Origin of the sequence: Pseudomonas sp. ICMP 561, from assembly GCF_002699985.1 — a bacterium.
In the GTDB taxonomy this organism is placed as follows: Bacteria; Pseudomonadota; Gammaproteobacteria; order Pseudomonadales; family Pseudomonadaceae; genus Aquipseudomonas; species Aquipseudomonas quasicaspiana.
This window is the reverse complement of record NZ_LKBT01000003.1, coordinates 50,782-70,125: the sequence shown is the minus strand read 5'-3', so window position 1 is coordinate 70,125 and position 19,344 is coordinate 50,782. Positions and strand designations below refer to the sequence as shown.

The following is a 19,344-nucleotide window of genomic DNA, read 5'->3' as shown; positions in this document are numbered from 1 at the left end:
CAGCGGTCGTGCGTACTACGCAGTTTTGTATCAAACGCGCAATCCTGTAGGAGCGCGCTTGCCCGCGATCCGGTCGATCAGTCACAACATGCGTCGACTGACACACCTCCATCGCGGGCAAGCGCGCTCCTACAGAGGTCGTGCGTACTACGCAGTTTTGTATCAAACGCGCGATTCTGTAGGAGTGAGCTTGCTCGCGATTCGGTCGATCAGGCGCAACATCCATCGACTGGCACACCCCCATCGCGGGCAAGCGCACTTCTGCAGGTTTGGCGCTATCGCGCGGTGTCAGGGACACCGGGGCGATTTGCATCAGGTCAGAACCTCGGCAAGGTTGCCTTTGGACTCCAGCCAGTTTTTGCGATCGCCGGCGCGCTTTTTGGCCAGCAACATGTCCATCATTTCCGAAGCCACCTCGAAATCATCCAGCGTCAGTTGCACCAGACGGCGAGTGTTCGGGTCCATGGTGGTTTCACGCAGCTGTGGCGGGTTCATTTCACCCAGACCTTTGAATCGAGTGACCTGCGGCTTGCCGCGTTTCTTCTCGGCCACCAGACGGTCCAGAATCCCGTCGCGCTCGGCTTCGTCCAGCGCGTAGTAAATCTCTTTACCCAAGTCGATGCGGTACAGCGGCGGCATGGCGACATACACGTGCCCTGCATCCACAAGCGGGCGGAAATGCTGGACGAACAACGCGCACAACAAGGTCGCAATGTGCAAACCATCGGAGTCGGCGTCGGCAAGGATGCAGATCTTGCCGTAGCGCAGCTGGCTCATGTCCGCGGCGCCCGGATCGACACCTATGGCGACGGCAATGTTGTGGACTTCCTGGCTGGCAAGCACTTCGCCGCCATCGACTTCCCACGTGTTGAGGATCTTGCCGCGCAACGGCAGGATCGCCTGAAACTCCTTGTCCCGCGCCTGCTTGGCCGAACCGCCAGCGGAGTCACCTTCCACCAGGAACAGCTCGGAACGCATCGGGTCTTGCCCGGCGCAATCAGCCAGCTTGCCAGGCAACGCCGGACCTTGAGTAATGCGCTTGCGCTCGACCTTCTTGCTGGCCTTGAGTCGGCGACCGGCGTTGTTGATCGCCAATTCGGCCAGTTGCATGCCCAGATCGGAGTTGGCATTGAGCCACAGGCTGAAAGCATCTTTGACGACACCTGACACAAACGCCGCCGCTTCACGAGAAGACAAGCGCTCTTTGGTCTGGCCAGAGAACTGCGGTTCCTGCATTTTCATCGAGAGAACGAAAGCAATGCGCTCCCAGACATCTTCCGGCGCGAGCTTCACGCCACGCGGCAGCAGATTGCGGTATTCGCAGAACTCGCGCATCGCATCAAGCAAGCCCTGACGCAGACCGTTGACATGAGTGCCGCCTTGCGCCGTCGGGATCAGGTTGACGTAGCTTTCCTGAACGCTGTCGCCGCCTTCCGGCAACCAGAGCAGCGCCCAGTCGACCGCTTCTTTATTACCGGCAAAACTACCGCAGAACGGTTCGTCCGGCAGGCGCAGGAAGTCGCTGACCGAGTCCTGCAAGTAGGAACGCAGGCCGTCTTCGTAATGCCATTCGACTTTCTCGCCGGTGGCTTTGTCCTCAAAGCTGACCAGCAGCCCCGGACACAGTACGGCCTTGGCCTTGAGCACATGCTTGAGACGGCTGACCGAAAACTTCGGGGTATCGAAATACTTGGGGTCCGGCGAGAAATAAACGCTCGTCCCGGTGTTGCGTTTACCGACCGTCCCGACAACTTCCAGCTCCGACGCCTTGTAGCCGTCGGTGAAGGACATTTCGTATTCGTTGCCATCGCGCTTGACCCGAACCTTGACCAGGGTCGACAGCGCGTTGACCACGGAAATACCCACACCGTGAAGACCGCCGGAGAACTGGTAGTTCTTGTTGGAGAACTTGCCGCCCGCGTGAAGCTTGGTGAGGATCAGCTCGACACCCGAAACGCCTTCCTCCGGGTGAATATCCACCGGCATGCCGCGACCATCGTCGGACACTTCCAGCGAGTTATCGGCATGCAGGATGACCTGCACCGATTTGGCATGCCCGGCCAGCGCTTCGTCGACGCTGTTGTCGATGACTTCCTGGGCAAGGTGGTTCGGTCGCGAAGTGTCGGTGTACATGCCCGGACGCTTTCGAACCGGGTCGAGGCCCGAGAGGACTTCGATGGCGTCTGCGTTATAAGAGCTAGCGCTGGGATTGGCCATGGGGTCTCGTCATCAGTTGTTCGTGGGGTTACAGAGTTGAAAACCTGTAGGAGCTGCCGAAGGCTGCGATCCGCCTACGCCAGGCTTTCGAACCAATCGCAGCCTTCGGCAGCTCCTACATTTAATCCGGCTATACATTCAAAGCATCGAAACATCCAGCGCCTGTAACAACTCAGGGGCGAATCCGGCAAAGCTCAACAATGCGGGCAATTGCCCGGCAAAGCCTTGGTAACTGTGGTCGCCGCCGGCCTGAATACGCAAGGCGCATGCACGATAAAACGATTCGGCGCGGCGATAATCAAGGGTCTCATCCCCGGTTTGCAGCCAGACCTGAATACGCGTGGGGTCCTGAGGTGCTGGTACTTCCAGTTCGGCCAGAGCCTTGACGTGGTCGTGGGTCAGCTCCCAGGTTTCGCCGGTATAAAGGTTTTGCTGCGTACCGACAAATCCGTCGAACAGCTGGTGCGGGTTGACTGCCGGGTTGATCAGCACGGCTTTGAGGCCGTGACGCTGCGCCAGGTGTGTCGCATAGTAGCCGCCGAGCGAGCTGCCGACCAGCAATGGCCGCCCCAGCTCTTCGATAGCGGATTCGAGCTGAACCATGGCGTGACGCGGATGGTGATGCAATTCAGGGACACGCACCTGCTCACTCAACCCCAGCGAGCGCATCAGCGCGATCAGTTGAGTGGCTTTTTTCGACAGCGCCGAACTGTTCAGGCCGTGGATATAAAGCAGTGTGGGGTTTTCACTGGTCACGCCGTCCGCTCCTGAATCACTGAGTGGTGCAAAGCCGCGCAGTTTACAGGGACTAACGCTGAAAGACTCGCACAGGTGTGTATCACGCCAAAAAGATCAGTAGCCCTTGCCGCCGTAATCCACTTCGAAATCCAGGCCAACCACCCGGGATACGCCGGTTTCCAGCGTCCCATCGTTGTAAAGACGCAGCCAGCGGTAGCCCGGAGCGGTGGTATCAACTTTGAAATCAACGCTACCGGGCGCGAACTGAATGCAGGTTGAAGGCGACGCCAGCAGCCGGACGGTATCGCGCATCTGGTCATATTCCTGATGAACATGCCCCCAGAGCACTGCTCGCACCTGTGGAAAACGCTCCAGGACCGCAAACAGCGCGTCGGGATTACGCAGGCCGATGGGGTTCATCCACTCGCAGCCAATCTGCACCGGATTGTGATGCAGACACACCAGATGATGTCGCTCGGGCGCTTCACTCAATGACTGGACCAGCAACTGCAGTTGCTGATCAGACAAATACCCGGGTACGGAACCCGGTACCGAGGAATCCAGCAATGTCACTCGCCAATTGCCAATATCGATGACCGGGTCGAGCAAGTCGCTTTGTTGCGCTGCCTGGCGCATTTCCACGGATTCATCATGATTGCCGGGGAACCAGCGCTTAGGCGCATCGATCTCCCCACTCAACCGACGGAACGCCTCATAAGACTCAACACTGCCGTCCTGGGAAACATCGCCACTGGCAACCACCAGATCGACCTGCGGCTGTTCGGCCAACACCAACTCAATGACTTTTTGCAGACTGTCGCGGGTACACATCCCCAGCAGCGTACCGTCCGCATTGGCGAACAAATGGCTGTCGGACAGCTGGACCAACAGGACTGAGTCGTTAACGGGGACGTTGGGCAAAAGCCATCTCCTTGGGCAGAGTCTGGCGATTATGGTGGGAAGCGATCAGGTCGGCAAATACGGGAATGAGTGGCAGGTCTCAGTTACGAAGGCTTATAGAGAAGATTTCTCTCTTGTACGCATCCACATGAATCGGCCTCGGTATCCCGACACGACACTATCTCGCTGCAAACATTGGACCTGTAGGAGTGAGCTTGCTCGCGATAGCGGTCTATCACTTAGAGGATATTTGAATTACAGGCCGCTATCGCGAGCAAGCTCACTCCTACAGATAAGCATTTCAATTCTAAGGTTTGCATTTTTTAATGGAAACCACGTTTGCTGCGAGACGAATACAACGCTTACCGCACCGCCTCAAACTCATGCCCACAAGCGAGACAATGGCTCAGCCACTCGCCGAGAAACAGATTCAACTGGGCTTTTTCATCCGGCTGATGCATCTCCGCATTGGGATACGGATAGATCCCCCGAAAGCGCCGCGCATGTTCAGCGCCGATGACTTCGGCCATGCGCGCGTCGTGGTAGACCTGGACTTCCAGGCTGGGCACCGGCAGCCACGGCAGGCTGTGTTCCTGACGCACTTGCAGGGTCGTGGTGTATGGACAATCGAGGAGTACTTCAACCGCCAGCACGCCGAGCATTTGATCGCCCTGGGTTACCGCCACCCGACGTGAGCGTTGTTCGTTGCGCATGTCCGGCAACAATCGCATCAAGCGCGCATAGTTGGCCTCGCAGGCGGCTTGCAGCCCGGCGAGGTCAACACGATAGCGCTCGCGCAATGGATTCACGACCATAACCCCCTGACTTCAGCACGATTCAACGCCAGCCATTGCAGCGCAATAATCGTCGAAGCATTGATAATTCGCCCGTCACGTACGGCTTGCAGTGCGTCATCGAACGACCAGACGGTGACGCGGATATCTTCGCCCTCAGACTCCAGTCCGTGCAATCCCCCTGCACCCTCGCTTTCACAACGCCCTAAGTACAGATGAACGAACTCATCGCTGCCACCCGGCGACGGAAAGTATTTAGTGATAGGCCACAAAGCGCTGAAGACGATATCAGCTTCCTCTTCTGCCTCACGGTGGGCAACCTCTTCAGGCTGCTCATCTTTGTCGATCAAACCGGCGACCAGCTCAATCAGCCAAGGGTTGGCAGTCTTGTTCAGCGCACCAACGCGAAACTGCTCGATCAAGACCACTTCGTCACGTTTGGCGTCATAAGGCAGGACACACACCGCGTCGTGGCGCACGAACAGCTCGCGACTGATCTCCTTGCCCAGGCCACCGGCAAACAGCTCGTGACGCAGGATCACTTTGTCCAGTCTATAAAAGCCCTGAAAGCAGTTTTCCCGTTTGGTGATTTCAAACGCTGTCGGGGTCGATCGGGTCGGGTCGGTCATTGGGCTCTCGCTTCGGGTAAATCGTGACGTGACGCCATCCTAACGCGCATCGCCAACCAGATGCAGCCCCCTCTTGAACATGCAGGGTAGACGGGTGATGGCGAAACGAACTCTAATCCGCCCAGCGGCGAACCGATGCCACCGTTTGCAGTCCAAGCAGCCTGAACTCGAACAACGTAACCGTCTTCATTGCCACCGCAAAGGATCAACATGTCGTTATTGAGGATCGCTTCACTGGCCTGCCTGGCACTTATGCTGGGCGCGTGTCAGAGCCTGCTCCAACCCAATTACCGTGCGCCCCTGCAAGTGCAGCGCGATGCGTCCGAGCTGATCAAGCCGGGCTGTACCGCCGCCGATTGCCCGCTGGTGAATATCGACACCGTGCACTTCCCCGATGAGCCCAAGCTGGACGCCATCGTGCAGAAGACCCTGCTGCAACTGACTCGCACAGATTCCAGCGGACCGCTGCCGGTCTCGCTCAAAGCGTATCAAGAGCAATACCTGCGTGATTCCCAAGGCCGCAACGCCAGCTATTTGCAAGCCAAGGTACGCGAGCAACATGACGGTATCGTAGTCGTCGAACTGTCCAGCTATCTGGAGACCGGCGGCGCACACGGCGCTCCAGGTCGCGCGTTCATCAACTATTCACGTCCGCAAGAGAAAGTGCTGACCCTGGCCGACATGATTGTGCCGGGCAAGGAAGGCGAGTTCTGGCAGAAGGCCGAACTGGCGCATCAGGGCTGGTTGTTGTCGACCAAAATGAACGAAGACCCTGAGTTCATGAAAACCTGGCCGTTCAAACGTACTCCGCACATCGCCCTGACGTACGGCGCGTTCATCCTCAAGTATCAGGTGGACACTATCGCGCCTTACTCCATGGGCCACATCGAGCTGAAGATTCCTTATCCACAGCTCAATGGCATCCTCAAACCGGAGCTGTTCCCCGGTCGCGGTTGAGGTTCTTACCCGGCAACTTTTTTACCCAGCAACAACTGCAGCACGCCAGCGACGATGAGCGCTGGCAGTGTTGCGCCGATATCCGGATAAAGATTGGCCAGCAAGTGATAGGTGCTGACTCCGCCTAGCCAGGCCAACAAGGTCATCCAGTGAAACTCGACATTAGCCGCCCGGCTTTTGCGTCCTCGCAGCACAAAGTGATCCACCAGCACCACGCCAAACAACGGCGCGAATACCGAGCCGATGAGCAGCAGGAAGTTCTGATACTGCGCCAAGGGTGCAAAGCAGGCAATCAGCGTGCAGATCACGCCAATCGCTAGCGCCAGATGCTCGACTTTCAGCCCTGAAAGCATCCCGCTGGACACTGCCGCCGAGTGAATATCGGCAAAAGCGTTTTCCGACTCGTCGAGCAGGATCAGCAGTAATGGAATCCCCAATCCCGCCCCTGCCAGCGCCAGCAACAGCGCATTGACTTCCCCACTCGGCGCGAATGCCAGGGTGTAAGCGACGCCCAGGCTCATCAGCCAGAAATTACCGATGAAGAACCCCAGCGCGGTGCCGCCGAAGACGTTTTTTGCGCGCTTGCCGAAGCGTGAGTAATCGGCAATCAGTGGCAGCCATGACAGCGGCATGGCGATAGCAATGTCAAAGCCCACCGCAAAGGGCAAAGATCCGTCACCGGCCTGCGCCCAAAGCGCGGCCAGATCAGCCTTGGCGAACAGATTCCAGGTCAGCCACAGGCAAGCCGCCAGCAACAGCCAGATGCCCCACTTACGCAGAATCTGTCGAACAAACGTCAGCGGGCCACTGACCGCCAGCAATGTCGCCAGTCCACCGAAGAACAAGGTCCAGAGCAGCGGACTGGTCCACGGGCTGCCTTCGCCAAAAGCGCGGGTGCCCAGCAGACTGGCGGCATCGCGCATGACGATGATTTCGAACGAACCCCAACCGATCAACTGCAACAGGTTGAGCAGCGCGGGCAGTGAGGCGCCTTTGCTACCCAGGCTGACTTTCAGCGCGGCCATGGACGACAAACCGGTGTCGCTGCCGATCACGCCGACCGCGGCCAGCAGCAATACGCCCACCAGCGTGCCAAGGAAGATCGCCATCAACGAACCCGACAGGCCCAGCCCTGGCGCCAACAGCGCGCCGGTTTGCAGGACCATAAGACCAATGCCGAGGGAAAACCACAGAGAAAACAGATCACGCCCGCCGAAGACGCGCTTTTCTGCGGGAACAGGGGAATCGGGTGAGTAGGTGCTGGGGGTGGTCATGGCTTTAGTCCAGAAGGAACACATGTAAAGGCGATGAATCCCGGTAGGAGCGAACTTGTTCGCGAGGCGATTTAATGTGAAACCCTTAAGCCGCCTCGCGAACAAGTTCGCTCCTACCAAGACCTCTGCCAGCTTCAAATCACACTTTTTTGTAAAGCTGGCTGCCTTCCTGCTTGAAGCGCTCGGCCTGTTCCGCCAGCCCTTGGGCGACGTCCAGGTCAATGGCTTCAATCTTCTGGTTAGCCGCGTACTCACGCACTTCCTGAGTGATTTTCATCGAGCAGAATTTCGGCCCGCACATGGAGCAGAAATGCGCGACCTTGGCGGAGTCTTTTGGCAAGGTTTCGTCGTGATACGAACGTGCGGTGTCCGGGTCCAGACCAAGGTTGAACTGGTCTTCCCAGCGGAATTCAAAACGCGCCTTGCTCAGTGCGTTATCGCGGATCTGCGCGCCCGGATGGCCCTTGGCAAGGTCAGCCGCATGCGCCGCGATCTTGTAGGTGATGATCCCGGTCTTCACGTCATCCTTGTTCGGCAACCCCAAATGCTCTTTGGGCGTGACGTAACAAAGCATCGCGCAACCGAACCAGCCGATCATCGCCGCACCAATACCCGAGGTGATGTGGTCGTAACCCGGCGCAATATCCGTGGTCAGCGGGCCGAGGGTGTAGAACGGCGCTTCGTCACAGCACTCCAGCTGCTTGTCCATGTTCTCTTTGATCAACTGCATCGGCACATGGCCCGGGCCTTCGATCATGGTCTGCACGTCGTGCTTCCAGGCGATTTTGGTCAGTTCACCCAGAGTTTCCAGCTCACCGAATTGCGCGGCGTCGTTGGCATCGGCAATTGATCCCGGACGCAAGCCATCGCCCAGCGAGAAGCTGACGTCGTAGGCCTTCATGATTTCGCAGATGTCTTCAAAGTGCGTGTAGAGGAAGTTCTCTTTGTGGTGCGCCAGGCACCACTTGGCCATGATCGAACCGCCACGGCTGACGATACCGGTGACGCGTTTGGCCGTCAGTGGCACGTAGCGCAGCAATACGCCGGCGTGAATCGTGAAGTAATCGACGCCCTGCTCCGCCTGCTCGATCAGCGTGTCGCGGAACAGCTCCCACGTCAGGTCTTCGGCGGCGCCGCCAACTTTTTCCAGCGCCTGATAGATCGGCACCGTACCGATCGGCACCGGCGAGTTACGGATGATCCACTCGCGGGTTTCGTGAATGTGTTTGCCCGTGGACAAGTCCATGACCGTGTCCGAGCCCCAGCGGATACCCCAGGTCAGTTTGGCGACTTCTTCTTCAATGGACGAACCCAGCGCGCTGTTGCCGATGTTGCCGTTGATCTTCACCAGGAAGTTGCGGCCAATGATCATCGGCTCCAGCTCGGTGTGGTTGATGTTGGCCGGGATGATTGCGCGACCGCGAGCGATTTCTTCGCGCACGAACTCAGCGGTGATTTCTTTGGGGATGTTCGCGCCGAAGCTATGCCCGGCGTGTTGCTGAGTGAGCAGACCGGCAGCACGGGCTTCTTGCAGCTTCATATTTTCGCGGATGGCGACGTATTCCATCTCCGCCGTGATGATGCCCTGACGCGCGTAATGCATCTGGCTCACGTTGGCCCCGGCCTTGGCTCGACGAGGGTTGCGTACGTGGGCGAAACGCAGACGGGTCAGCTCGGCATCGGCCAGTCGCTGCTGGCCGAAGTTCGACGTCAGGCCGTCGAGACGCTCGGTGTCGTTGCGCGCGTCGATCCACGGCGAACGTACGTCAGCCAGGCCTTTGCGCACATCAATGATGACGTTCGGGTCAGTGTAAGGACCCGACGTGTCATACACCGTCACCGGCGCGTTGATTTCGCCGCCAAAATCGGTCGGCGTCACATCCAGGGTAATTTCGCGCATGGGCACGCGGATGTCGGGGCGAGAGCCCTGAACATAGATTTTTTGCGAGCGGGTAAACGGCTGCACCGATCCAGAGTCGACTTGTGCGGACTCACTCAGGTTGGCGGCATTTTTTGGATTTGTACTCATCACGGGCTCTCCAGACATCATCCAGCGGCGGATTAATTGTCGGAGCGAACCTGAAGACGGAAAGACGCACCAAGACTGGTGCTGAGTATCGAGCGGAGAGTGTTGATTCATTTCAAGGCTTTCAGAAATGAACCATCGACCCCGGACGACACTCAAGAGGACTCGCCGGGAGACGAGAAATCTTGTTCCCTACGCAGGCGCTAACCTGATCAGGTTCAACGGGATCCGGTTTAACCGATCTCAGCCTCAAAGCAAGGCACCCCGACAAGAACGTCGCCAGTCTAGTCGCGACGAGCCCGGAACGCCAAGCGCGTTTTCAAACGCTGGATAAATGGCCTGCCTGATTGTTGCCACGGCCCCCAGCCTCTACACTCGCAAGCCAGCTTCTTCGAATCGGACTGGCACCATAATCATGAACAGGGAACGCCCCATGCTGCACAAACTTTCATTGGCCATTGCCGTGTCATGTGCCTGCAGTTCGATTGCCTGGGCAGCCGACATGCCGCTGCCGACCAAAACCGGGCTGGTCAGTGTTTACCAGGAAGCTGTCGACAACAACGCCGATCTTGCAGCAGCACGCGCCGATTATGCCGCTCGCAAGGAAGTTGTACCGCAGGCCCGCGCCGGCTTGCTGCCGAACCTGTCTGCCGGTGCCGACGTCAACAATACCCGCACCAGCATCGACCAACCCAACGCCATTGCCACCCGCAGCGGCACGGTGTATCAGGCGACGCTGAGCCAACCGATTTTCCGTGCAGACCGCTGGTTCCAGTTGCAGGCTGCCGAAGCAGTCGATGAACAGGCAGCGCTCGAACTCTCAGCCACCGAGCAGAACCTGATTCTGCAGAGCGCGCAAAGTTACTTCACCGTGCTGCGCGCCCAGGACAACCTGGCCTCGACCAAAGCAGAAGAAGCAGCCTTCAAACGTCAGCTGGATCAAGCCAATGAGCGCTTCGACGTTGGGCTTTCCGACAAGACCGACGTGTTGCAGGCTCAGGCGAGCTATGACACTGCCCGGGCCAGCCGGATCGTTGCCAAACGTCAGGTGGATGATGCTTTTCAGGCCTTGGTGACGTTGACCAATCGTGAGTACAACTCCATTGAAGGGATCGTCCACACGTTGCCGATTCTGGCGCCAATGCCCAACGACGCGAAAGCCTGGGTTGATACGGCCGCGCAGCAGAACCTCAACCTGCTGGCCAGCAATTACGCAGTTAACGCCGCAGAAGAAACCTTGCGTCAGCGCAAGGCCGGGCACGCTCCGACCCTTGATGCGGTGGCTCAATACAAGCGCGGCGATAACGATGCGCTGGGCTTCAGCAATCCGAACTACACGGGGCAGAATTACCGTGGCGACGTGGAGCAGCGCAGCATTGGTGTGCAGCTGAATATCCCGATCTACAGCGGTGGCCTGACCAGCTCGCAAGTTCGAGAAGCGTATTCAAGACTGAGCCAGAGTGAGCAACGTCGCGAAGGTTTGCGTCGCCAGGTGGTGGAGAACACCCGCAACCTGCACCGCGCAGTAAACACCGATGTGGAGCAGGTTCAGGCTCGCAAGCAGTCAATCATCTCTAACCAGAGCGCATTGGAAGCCACGGAAATCGGCTATCAGGTGGGAACTCGCAACATCGTCGACGTTCTGGATGCCCAGCGCCAGTTGTACGCCTCGGTGCGCGATTACAACAACACCCGCTATGACTACATCCTCGACAACCTGCGCTTGAAGCAAGCGGCGGGAACGTTGAATCCTGGCGACTTGCAGGATTTGTCACGCTACCTGAAAGCCGACTACAACCCGGACAAAGACTTCTTGCCGCCGGATCTTGCCGCGGCCGCGAAGAAAAATTTCGAAAGACCGCCGCAGCGGTAGATATCACTGTCGAGCAGCAAACGGAAATCTGTAGGAGCGCACGAGCACCTACAGAAAAGCACGAGGCAACACCTTAAGCCAGCCCCACCGCACCGCTGCGGTAGGAGCGAACTTGTTCGCGAGACGGTGCACCTGAATCACCGCGTCACCCCCTAATCGCCAACAAGTTGCCTCCTACCTTTGAACGCGGCGTGCCTGAATCACCGAGTCGGCATTTCGCCAAGCCTGCCTCGCCACGCAACTGCGGTAGGAGCGAACTTGTTCGCGAGACGGTGCACCTGAATCACCGCGTCACCCCCTAATCGCCAACAAGTTGCCTCCTACCTTTGAACGCGGCGTGCCTGAATCACCGAGTCGGCATTTCGCCAAGCCTGCCTCGCCACGCAACTGCGGTAGGAGCGAACTTGTTCGCGAGACGGTGCACCTGAATCACCGCGTCACCCCCTAATCGCCAACAAGTTGCCTCCTACCTTTGAACGCGGCGTGCCTGAATCACCGAGTCGGCATTTCGCCAAGCCTGCCTCGCCACGCAACTGCGGTAGGAGCGAACTTGTTCGCGAGACGGTGCGCCTGAATCAACGCGTCAGCCCCTCTCGCCAACAAGTTGCCTCCTACCCTGGAAGGCGGCCAAGCCCATCCAGCAATCGCTTTAATGCGCCTTGATTAGCCTTCATAACCGCCAACCCTGCTTGTGCCATATCGCGCGCCTTTTGCGGCTGGTCGAACAGTTGCTGCACAGCGGCCGAAAGACTCGCTGCATCGCGGCATTCGATCAACGCCTCGGCATTGCGCAACATCGCGGCGATCTCGAGGAAATTGAACAGGTGCGGGCCGCTCAAAACAGGCTTGGCCAACGCGGCAGGTTCCAGCAGGTTGTGGCCGCCGTTAGACACCAGACTGCCACCAACAAAAGCAATGTCGGCCAAGGCATAGAGAAACAGAAGTTCTCCCATGGTGTCGCCCACCAGCACCGAGGTCTGCGCTGTCACTGGCTGACCGGATGAACGACGCACCGTCGCAAAACCTTGCTGCACGACAAGATCATGCACGCTGTTAAAACGCTCCGGATGGCGCGGCACCAAAACCAGCAGTGCATCGGGATGGCTGCTCAGCAATTGCCGATGAGCCGCCAGAACAATTTCATCCTCACCCGCATGGGTGCTGGCCGCGATCCAGAGAGGGCGCTCAGTCGCCTGCCATTCTTCGCGTAACTGCGCGGCATGGGTCAGCAATTGTGGATCAATCGTCAGGTCAAACTTGATCGAACCGGTGACGGCCACGCATTCAGGACGTGCACCCAAATCCCGAAAACGCTGCGCTTCAGTCTCGGTCTGCACCGCGAACCAGTTCATCTCTTCCAGCATCGGCCGGGTCAATTTGGCAAACCGTGCATAACCCCGCGCCGAGCGCTCGGACAGCCGCGCATTGGCCAAAGCAACCGGGATGCCGCGCTTGGCACACTGATGAATATGGTTAGGCCATAGCTCGGTCTCCATGATCACGCCAAGCACTGGTCGCACATGATCAAGAAAGCGACCCGCTGCCCATGGCAAGTCATAAGGCAGGTAGCAATGCTGAATGCGCGGCTCGTTGGCAAACATGGCCTTGATCCGCTCCGAACCGGTGGGCGTCATGCAGGTGATCGTGATCGGCAGCTGTGGATAAGCGGCGAGCAGCGCACGAATCATCGGCGCAGCAGCAATGCTTTCGCCCACCGACACCGCATGCACCCAGATGCCGCCCGGCTGCATGGCTGGCAAGCCCAGAGCGAAACGCTCACCGATTCGCTGGCGATAGGCCGGTGCCTTGCGTGCTCGCAGCCACAGTCGAACGGCCACCAATGGCAGGCCGATATGAAACAGCAAGGTATATAAGGTTCTATTCATGGGCGCGGAGTTTATCAGCCAATGGCCCGCAAATGCCGGGCAAAACTTTCTGACAGCCACTGCGCAGCCGGGCCCAGGGGCTCGTCACGTCGCCAGACCATTTCCACCACCAAGGGTGGCGGCGTCCACTCACTGAGCAGTTCGATCATCTGATGTTGATAGGTTGGATACTGCACCACATGTCGGGGTAGCCAGGCCCAACCCAGGCCGCGCATCAACAGCTCGGCCATCACATAAAAACTGTCGGCCCGCCAGACCTGCGGGCTCAACTGCTCACCACCGGGATAACCGCTTTGTTGCGGAGCAATCAATAATTGCCGATGCCGCGCCAGTTGTTGCCGGGTGACGCGCCCCTCCCGAGCCAGTGGATGATCCACCGCGCACACGGTAACCATTTCCACCCCGCCCAGCCCTCTGCGCTCCAACTCGGTGGGCATCTGCTCGTGATGAAACAGCAACCCCAGATCAGCCCGCCGCTCCAGCAATTTGCGTGCGACGTCGCCCTGAGCGCCGCTGGCCAGCTGAACTTCAAGGGTCGGAAAGCGCTCAGACAGCGCCTCCAGACTGTCGAGCACAGGCTGATAAGGCATGGCCTCATCATGGGCAACGCGTAATTGCGCCTCCTGCCCGCGCATCAGCGCCAGCGCGCGTCCGTCGATACGCTCGCATTGGCGCAGCAACTCACGGGCCTCTTCAAGTAATGCGGCACCCGCCTCGGTCAAACGGGGCTGACGACCACTGCTGCGCTCGAACAGGCTCACACCCAAGTCAGACTCCAGCATGGCGATTGCACTGCTGACGGCCGACTGAGCTCTGCGCATATCCCGCGCGACCGCAGAAAACGAACGCTGCTCAGCCACACTGACGAACAGGCGCATTTGCTCAAGATTCCACTGCATGGTTTGGCGACCTATCTCTAATACCGATAGGTAATGACTTTACCCCATCTCACCGGTGGCGAAGAATGTCCGACATATGAAGAGGAGTTACCGTTATGCCTGCCTACTACCTGCTGGCCATCGCCATATGCGCTGAAGTCATCGGCACCATTTCCATGAAAGCCGTCAAAGGCTTGAGCACGCCAATCCCGTTACTGCTGGTGATCTGCGGCTACGCCATCGCCTTCTGGATGCTGATTCTGGTGGTCCGCACGATTCCGGTGGGAGTAGCCTATGCCGTCTGGGCGGGCATGGGGATTGTCATGGTCAGTGTCGCTGCGTACTTCATCTACGGGCAGAAACTCGACATTCCCGCCATGCTTGGCATGGGCATGATCGTTCTGGGCGTCGTCGTGATTCAGTTGTTTTCGAAAACCGCCGGGCATTGAAAACGCGTTCCTCTATAATGGCCGCATTCTTTCGGCCACAGAGGTGTTCATGCCTTCCGTAATTTCCACTGACGTCCTGATCGTCGGTGCCGGCGTTGCTGGCCTCTGGCTCAATGCCCGACTGCGCGGCCAGGGGTACTCGACTGTCCTGATCGAAAATGCCAGCCTCGGCGGGGGGCAAAGCCTCAAATCCCAGGGGATCATCCACGGCGGTGCCAAATACGCCCTGCATGGCGCGCTGTCAGGTGCATCGGAAGCAATCGCTGACATGCCGCGCCGCTGGCGTGAAGCGTTGGCCGGTACCGGCGAGCTGGACCTCAGCGGCGTACGTGTACTCTCCCAGGCCCATTACCTCTGGTCGCCCGGCACCCTGGCGGGCAACCTCACCAGCTTCTTTGCCAGCAAGGCCGTGCGCGGCCGTGTCGATCAAGTCAAAGGCACGGATCTTCCGCCCGCCCTGCAAAACCCGAAATTCAAGGGCAAGGTTTATCGTCTGGCTGAACTGGTCATTGATGTGCCAAGCCTGATAGAGCGACTGGCTGAACTGGCCGACGGTAGCCTGCTGGCCGGTCAGGCGCTGGAACCGTTGTTTGAAGGTCAGGAGCTGGTGGGCATGCGCGTCGACGGGCGGGATATTTTCGCTCAGCGCGTAGTGCTATGCGCCGGTGCAGGCAACGCTGACCTGCTGAAAAAGCTTGGCGTGGCGCAACCCGCCATGCAACGTCGCCCCTTGCACATGGTGTTCGCCAAGGGCGCGAGCCTGAAGCCCCTTTACGCTCACTGTCTGGGCGGCGGACCCAAGCCGCGGTTGACTGTGACGACTCATCCAGCCGCCAACGGTCAATGGGTATGGTACGTGGGGGGTGATGTGGCCGAGGCCGATGGCGTGGCCCGTGATCCTGCACAGCAAATCGCTGCGGTGAAAAAAGAACTGGGCACTTTGCTGCCCTGGATTGATCTCAGTGAAGTCGAGTGGGCGACGTTGCGGGTTGATCGAGCAGAACCGGCACAATCCGGACTGGTCCGTCCTGATAACGCATTCCTCAGTGTGCAGAATCGCCTGATGGTGGGCTGGCCGACAAAGCTGGCTCTGGCCCCGGACTTTTCTGATCGAGTGATGGCAGCACTGTCCCTCGACGAAATCCACCCGACGCCGCAGCCATCGCTAAGCGATCTGCCCAAACCACCGTTGGCCATACCTGTCTGGGATCAACTGCTGCCATGAGCGTAAAGACCCTTCACGAACTGCATCGCCCGCTGGGCAGCACCGGTATCAGCGTATCGCCGCTGGGTCTTGGCACGGTCAAACTGGGCCGTGATCAAGGCGTCAAATACCCCAATGGTTTCACCATCCCTGACGATCAACAAGCGCAAATGCTGCTCAAGATGGCCCGGGACATGGGCATCAACCTGATCGACACCGCCCCCGCCTACGGCACCAGTGAAGAACGCCTCGGCCCGTTGTTGCGCGGTCAGCGGCAGGACTGGGTAATTGTCAGCAAGGTCGGTGAGGAGTTCGAAAGCGGTGAATCGAGCCACGACTTCAGCGCCGGGCACACTCGGACCTCAATAGAGCGCAGCCTGAAACGTCTGGAAACCGATTTTATCGATCTGGTACTCGTGCATTCCGACGGCAACGACCTGGCGATTCTTAACGACACGGAGGTCTACCAAACCCTGGCTGACCTCAAGCGCGAAGGCAAGATTCGCGGCTTCGGCTTTTCCGGCAAAACCGTCGAAGGGGGCCTGCTGGCATTGCGCGACGGCGACTGCGCGATGGTCACTTACAACCTCTCCGAGCAGGGCGAAAAGCCAGTGCTCGACTACGCTGCTGCCCACGGCAAGGCCATTCTGGTCAAAAAAGCGCTCGCGAGTGGTCATGTCTGCCTGAGACCTGGCGTTGATGCCGTGCAAGCCAGTTTCGAATTGCTGTTTGCCCATCCGGGTGTTGCCAGTGCTATTGTCGGGACAATAAACCCGATGCATCTGGTCCATAACGTAGCGACAGCCGCTGCCGTGATTCGCCGTCCAGCCTGATGTAGGCGGCCGACCCCAACGCAAGAAGGAGCCGATATGCCGCGAACTTTGATTCGGAAGAATCCAAGCAACTTCAAAACCCTGCCGTTATTTGTCGAAGCCACCCCAGAAGGCCTGAGTTACCAAAGCATCGGGATGCCGCTCAATTTCACCCAGACCTTGCAGCGACGCCGCAAAATAGAAGTCGTCGACACTGAGCGGTTCTCCACGGAGCTGGCCAATCTCGGTGTTTCGGTGCGCCTGACATTGAACTGGCAAAACCGCGATTACTGGGTGCTGGTTCGCCAGCGCCGCCAGGATCGTGGCGATGTGGTGTTGAAGCTGATCTCGGGTTACGTCCCGGCTCATGAGCTGAATCTGCCGCTGCACACCGCCATTCAGGAAGTGGCCGAAGAGTGCCTGATTGAAACGCCCCAAGGCTGGCTGAGCGGGCGCTTCAACGATATCTGGCTACCCGCACCCTACGCCGCGGCGCTGCATTACCGCGAAGCCATGCCGTTTCGTCTCAGCCCGCTATCCGGTGCCGCACGGCCTGTACGTTGCGGGAGCATGACGCTGATCGAGCGGCCTAGAGCTTACGTACACTTGCCCACCGCATCGCTGCAGCTCATTTATGACATGCGTCTGGAAGTCCCCAAGGAAGCGCGGCCCCTGAGCCTTTTCCATGTGGACGAGTGCCTGGAAAAAGACCAACTGGTCGCTCGCCTCAATCGCAGCAAGCCTGATCTGTACCTGATGCCACTGGAAAATGGCGTGCCGCTGCCAGAGCTTTACACGTTGAAGCGCGACAAGCTGACACCGGCCGGAACCCGCGGTCTTTATCTAGCTGAAAGTTTTGCTGCGCAGGAAGGCTGGGTAGTACGTGAAGAGCGGATTCGCTGGAAGGACTGGCTACGCCAGCAAGGGATGACGCCGCCTCCGAAGAAGACCGGACTCAAACGCCTGACGGGCAAGGCACGGCAGTTGTTGAAGCTGGTGACGTTTAAAAGCTGAAGCGGTCCTATTAGGCATGAGAATGCCCCGTAGGACCGGCTTTAGCCGGGAGGACGTCGATACATGCGCAGCATTTGCCTGGACAGAATCACAGCTCTCCCGGCTAAAGCCGGTCCTACAAGATCAAGCCTGCAGGTATAACCAGAATATTCCAAAGGCCGTACTTACAGTTTCAAACCGATTACTGCCCGCGGATTTTCTCGACAATCGCAGTGGTCGAGCTGTTCTCAACCAGCCCCAGAACCCGAACTTCACCGCCATAAGCCTGGACGATGTCAGCGCCGACGACCTGATCGATGCCGTAATCGCCGCCTTTGACCAGCACATCAGGCTTGACGTGGGCGAGCAGGTTTTCCGGAGTACCTTCAGAAAAGCTGATCACCCAATCCACTGCGCCAAGTCCGGCAAGCACTGCCATACGCCGGTCGACACTGTTGATCGGACGACCCGGCCCCTTCAGACGACTCACCGACGCGTCATCGTTGACCGCCACAATCAGGCGATCACCTTGAGCGCGCGCTTGTTCCAGATACGTCACATGACCGGCATGCAGGATATCGAAGCAACCATTGGTGAAAACGATCTTCTCGTTGTGTGCCCGGGCGTCGTCGATGGCCAACAGCAGTTGCTCAAGGCCCAGTACGCCGCGCTCGGAGCCTTCCTCGCGCTGAATCGCACGGCGCAGCTCAGGCGCGCTGATGGCCGCGGTCCCCAGCTTGCCAACCACAATGCCAGCAGCCAGATTCGCCAGCGCCACTGCGTGGGGCAAATCTTCGCCCGCAGCAATCGCGGCCGCGAGCGTTGAAATAACAGTATCGCCAGCACCGGTCACATCAAACACTTCACGGGCACGCGCCGGTAAATGCAGAGCAGGATGATCGGGACGCAACAAGGTCATGCCGTGTTCGCCACGGGTAACCAGCAGCGCACCCAGATCGAGCTCACTCATCAATTGCGCGCCCTTTGCGACCAGCTCGGCTTCATCCAGACAATGGCCGACAATAGCTTCAAATTCGCTGAGGTTCGGCGTAATCAGACTCGCGCCACGATAAATCGCGAAGTCCTTGCCCTTGGGATCAGCCAACACCGGAATATTACGGTCACGGGCCACTTTGATCAGCGCCTGATGATTCTTCAGCGCGCCTTTACCGTAATCGGACAGGACCAGCACTTTGATGCCGTCGAGCAAGCCTTCTACTTCAGCACTCAACGCTTCGGCATCGGTGGCAAACGGCTCTTCGAAATCGATCCGCAGCAGTTGCTGATGACGACTCATGACCCGCAGCTTGACGATGGTCGGCTGATGGGAAATGCGCTGGAAGCGTGCGAGAACACCCGCAGCCTTCAAGCTGTTGGAAAGGCTTTCAGCAGCTTCGTCTTCACCGGTAACACCGACCAGCGAAGCTGGAGCTCCCAGCGCGGCAATGTTCAACGCGACGTTCGCGGCCCCGCCTGGGCGGTCCTCGATTTGCTCAACCTTGACCACAGGCACGGGCGCCTCTGGCGAAATCCTTGAGGTACCGCCATGCCAATAGCGGTCGAGCATGACATCGCCCACTACCAAGACTGGTGCTTGATCGAAACGCGGCATGGACAACTTCATCGAACAACCCGTAACTAGAATGAACAGGGGCGGAATCTTAGCACAGGGTTTGCGAAGGCTTGGGATTGCGCAACATTGAGAATTGCGAAC

At 58.6% G+C, this 19,344-nt stretch carries 16 protein-coding genes and 1 riboswitch; of the genes, 6 read left to right on the top strand and 10 right to left on the bottom strand.

Going from position 1 to position 19,344, the window contains the following annotated elements:
• Window positions 1–312: 312 nt before the first annotated feature.
• From parE to AO242_RS03815, 5 genes are all read right to left on the bottom strand, one after another.
• A complete protein-coding gene (parE, locus tag AO242_RS03835; protein WP_027902520.1) occupies window positions 313–2,217 on the bottom strand; it encodes a DNA topoisomerase IV subunit B in 1,905 nt (634 codons plus the stop codon).
• Window positions 2,218–2,355: 138 nt separating this feature from the next.
• The gene (locus AO242_RS03830) at window positions 2,356–2,973 is read right to left on the bottom strand and encodes a YqiA/YcfP family alpha/beta fold hydrolase (RefSeq protein WP_099267753.1); all 618 of its coding nucleotides are present in this window, start codon (window positions 2,971–2,973) and stop codon (window positions 2,356–2,358) included.
• Between the two features lie 96 nt (window positions 2,974–3,069).
• The gene (gene cpdA, locus AO242_RS03825) at window positions 3,070–3,846 is read right to left on the bottom strand and encodes a 3',5'-cyclic-AMP phosphodiesterase (protein ID WP_176560568.1); all 777 of its coding nucleotides are present in this window, start codon (window positions 3,844–3,846) and stop codon (window positions 3,070–3,072) included.
• Between the two features lie 371 nt (window positions 3,847–4,217).
• A complete protein-coding gene (locus tag AO242_RS03820) occupies window positions 4,218–4,670 on the bottom strand; it encodes a DUF1249 domain-containing protein (RefSeq protein WP_099267751.1) in 453 nt (150 codons plus the stop codon).
• Window positions 4,661–5,278, bottom strand: coding sequence for an NUDIX domain-containing protein (locus AO242_RS03815; protein ID WP_099267750.1), 618 nt, complete (start codon window positions 5,276–5,278; stop codon window positions 4,661–4,663). Before AO242_RS03815 ends, AO242_RS03820 begins: the two co-directional genes overlap by 10 nt.
• Window positions 5,279–5,488: 210 nt before the next feature.
• On the opposite strand from AO242_RS03815, the gene AO242_RS03810 reads away from it, so the two are divergent.
• Window positions 5,489–6,235 carry an RsiV family protein gene (locus tag AO242_RS03810; protein WP_099267749.1) on the top strand — a complete coding sequence of 249 codons (747 nt, stop codon included), beginning with the start codon at window positions 5,489–5,491 and terminating at the stop codon, window positions 6,233–6,235.
• Between the two features lie 5 nt (window positions 6,236–6,240).
• On the opposite strand, the gene cytX is transcribed toward AO242_RS03810, so the two are convergent.
• Window positions 6,241–7,509, bottom strand: coding sequence for a putative hydroxymethylpyrimidine transporter CytX (cytX, locus tag AO242_RS03805; protein WP_099267748.1), 1,269 nt, complete (start codon window positions 7,507–7,509; stop codon window positions 6,241–6,243).
• Window positions 7,510–7,648: 139 nt separating this feature from the next.
• Window positions 7,649–9,538, bottom strand: a complete 1,890-nt coding sequence (gene thiC, locus AO242_RS03800; protein WP_099267747.1) for a phosphomethylpyrimidine synthase ThiC — start codon at window positions 9,536–9,538, stop codon at window positions 7,649–7,651.
• A gap of 169 nt (window positions 9,539–9,707) precedes the next feature.
• Window positions 9,708–9,812: riboswitch (TPP riboswitch) on the bottom strand.
• A 156-nt stretch (window positions 9,813–9,968) separates the two neighbouring features.
• Here thiC and AO242_RS03795 point away from each other — a divergent pair.
• On the top strand, window positions 9,969–11,408 hold the full coding sequence (locus AO242_RS03795) for a TolC family outer membrane protein (protein ID WP_099267746.1): 1,440 nt from the start codon (window positions 9,969–9,971) through the stop codon (window positions 11,406–11,408).
• A 611-nt stretch (window positions 11,409–12,019) separates the two neighbouring features.
• Here the strand turns inward: AO242_RS03795 and waaA are convergent.
• Together waaA and AO242_RS03785 are read right to left on the bottom strand one after the other, a co-directional pair.
• A complete protein-coding gene (gene waaA, locus AO242_RS03790; RefSeq protein ID WP_099267745.1) occupies window positions 12,020–13,294 on the bottom strand; it encodes a lipid IV(A) 3-deoxy-D-manno-octulosonic acid transferase in 1,275 nt (424 codons plus the stop codon).
• A 14-nt stretch (window positions 13,295–13,308) separates the two neighbouring features.
• Window positions 13,309–14,193, bottom strand: coding sequence for a LysR family transcriptional regulator (locus AO242_RS03785; protein WP_099267744.1), 885 nt, complete (start codon window positions 14,191–14,193; stop codon window positions 13,309–13,311).
• Between the two features lie 95 nt (window positions 14,194–14,288).
• Between AO242_RS03785 and AO242_RS03780 the strand changes: the two genes are divergently transcribed.
• The 4 genes from AO242_RS03780 to AO242_RS03765 are packed head-to-tail and all read left to right on the top strand — an operon-like array spanning window position 14,289 to window position 17,651.
• Window positions 14,289–14,621: a DMT family transporter gene (locus AO242_RS03780; RefSeq protein WP_027901181.1), complete on the top strand. Its 333-nt coding sequence runs from the start codon at window positions 14,289–14,291 to the stop codon at window positions 14,619–14,621.
• 49 nt (window positions 14,622–14,670) lie between these two features.
• On the top strand, window positions 14,671–15,846 hold the full coding sequence (locus AO242_RS03775; RefSeq protein WP_099267743.1) for an NAD(P)/FAD-dependent oxidoreductase: 1,176 nt from the start codon (window positions 14,671–14,673) through the stop codon (window positions 15,844–15,846).
• The gene (locus AO242_RS03770; protein ID WP_099267742.1) at window positions 15,843–16,658 is read left to right on the top strand and encodes an aldo/keto reductase; all 816 of its coding nucleotides are present in this window, start codon (window positions 15,843–15,845) and stop codon (window positions 16,656–16,658) included. Before AO242_RS03775 ends, AO242_RS03770 begins: the two co-directional genes overlap by 4 nt.
• 36 nt (window positions 16,659–16,694) lie before the next feature.
• Window positions 16,695–17,651, top strand: a complete 957-nt coding sequence (locus AO242_RS03765) for a metal ABC transporter ATPase (RefSeq protein WP_099267741.1) — start codon at window positions 16,695–16,697, stop codon at window positions 17,649–17,651.
• 181 nt (window positions 17,652–17,832) lie between these two features.
• On the opposite strand, the gene hldE is transcribed toward AO242_RS03765, so the two are convergent.
• The gene (gene hldE / locus AO242_RS03760; RefSeq protein ID WP_099267740.1) at window positions 17,833–19,254 is read right to left on the bottom strand and encodes a bifunctional D-glycero-beta-D-manno-heptose-7-phosphate kinase/D-glycero-beta-D-manno-heptose 1-phosphate adenylyltransferase HldE; all 1,422 of its coding nucleotides are present in this window, start codon (window positions 19,252–19,254) and stop codon (window positions 17,833–17,835) included.
• Between the last annotated feature and the right edge of the window lie 90 nt (window positions 19,255–19,344).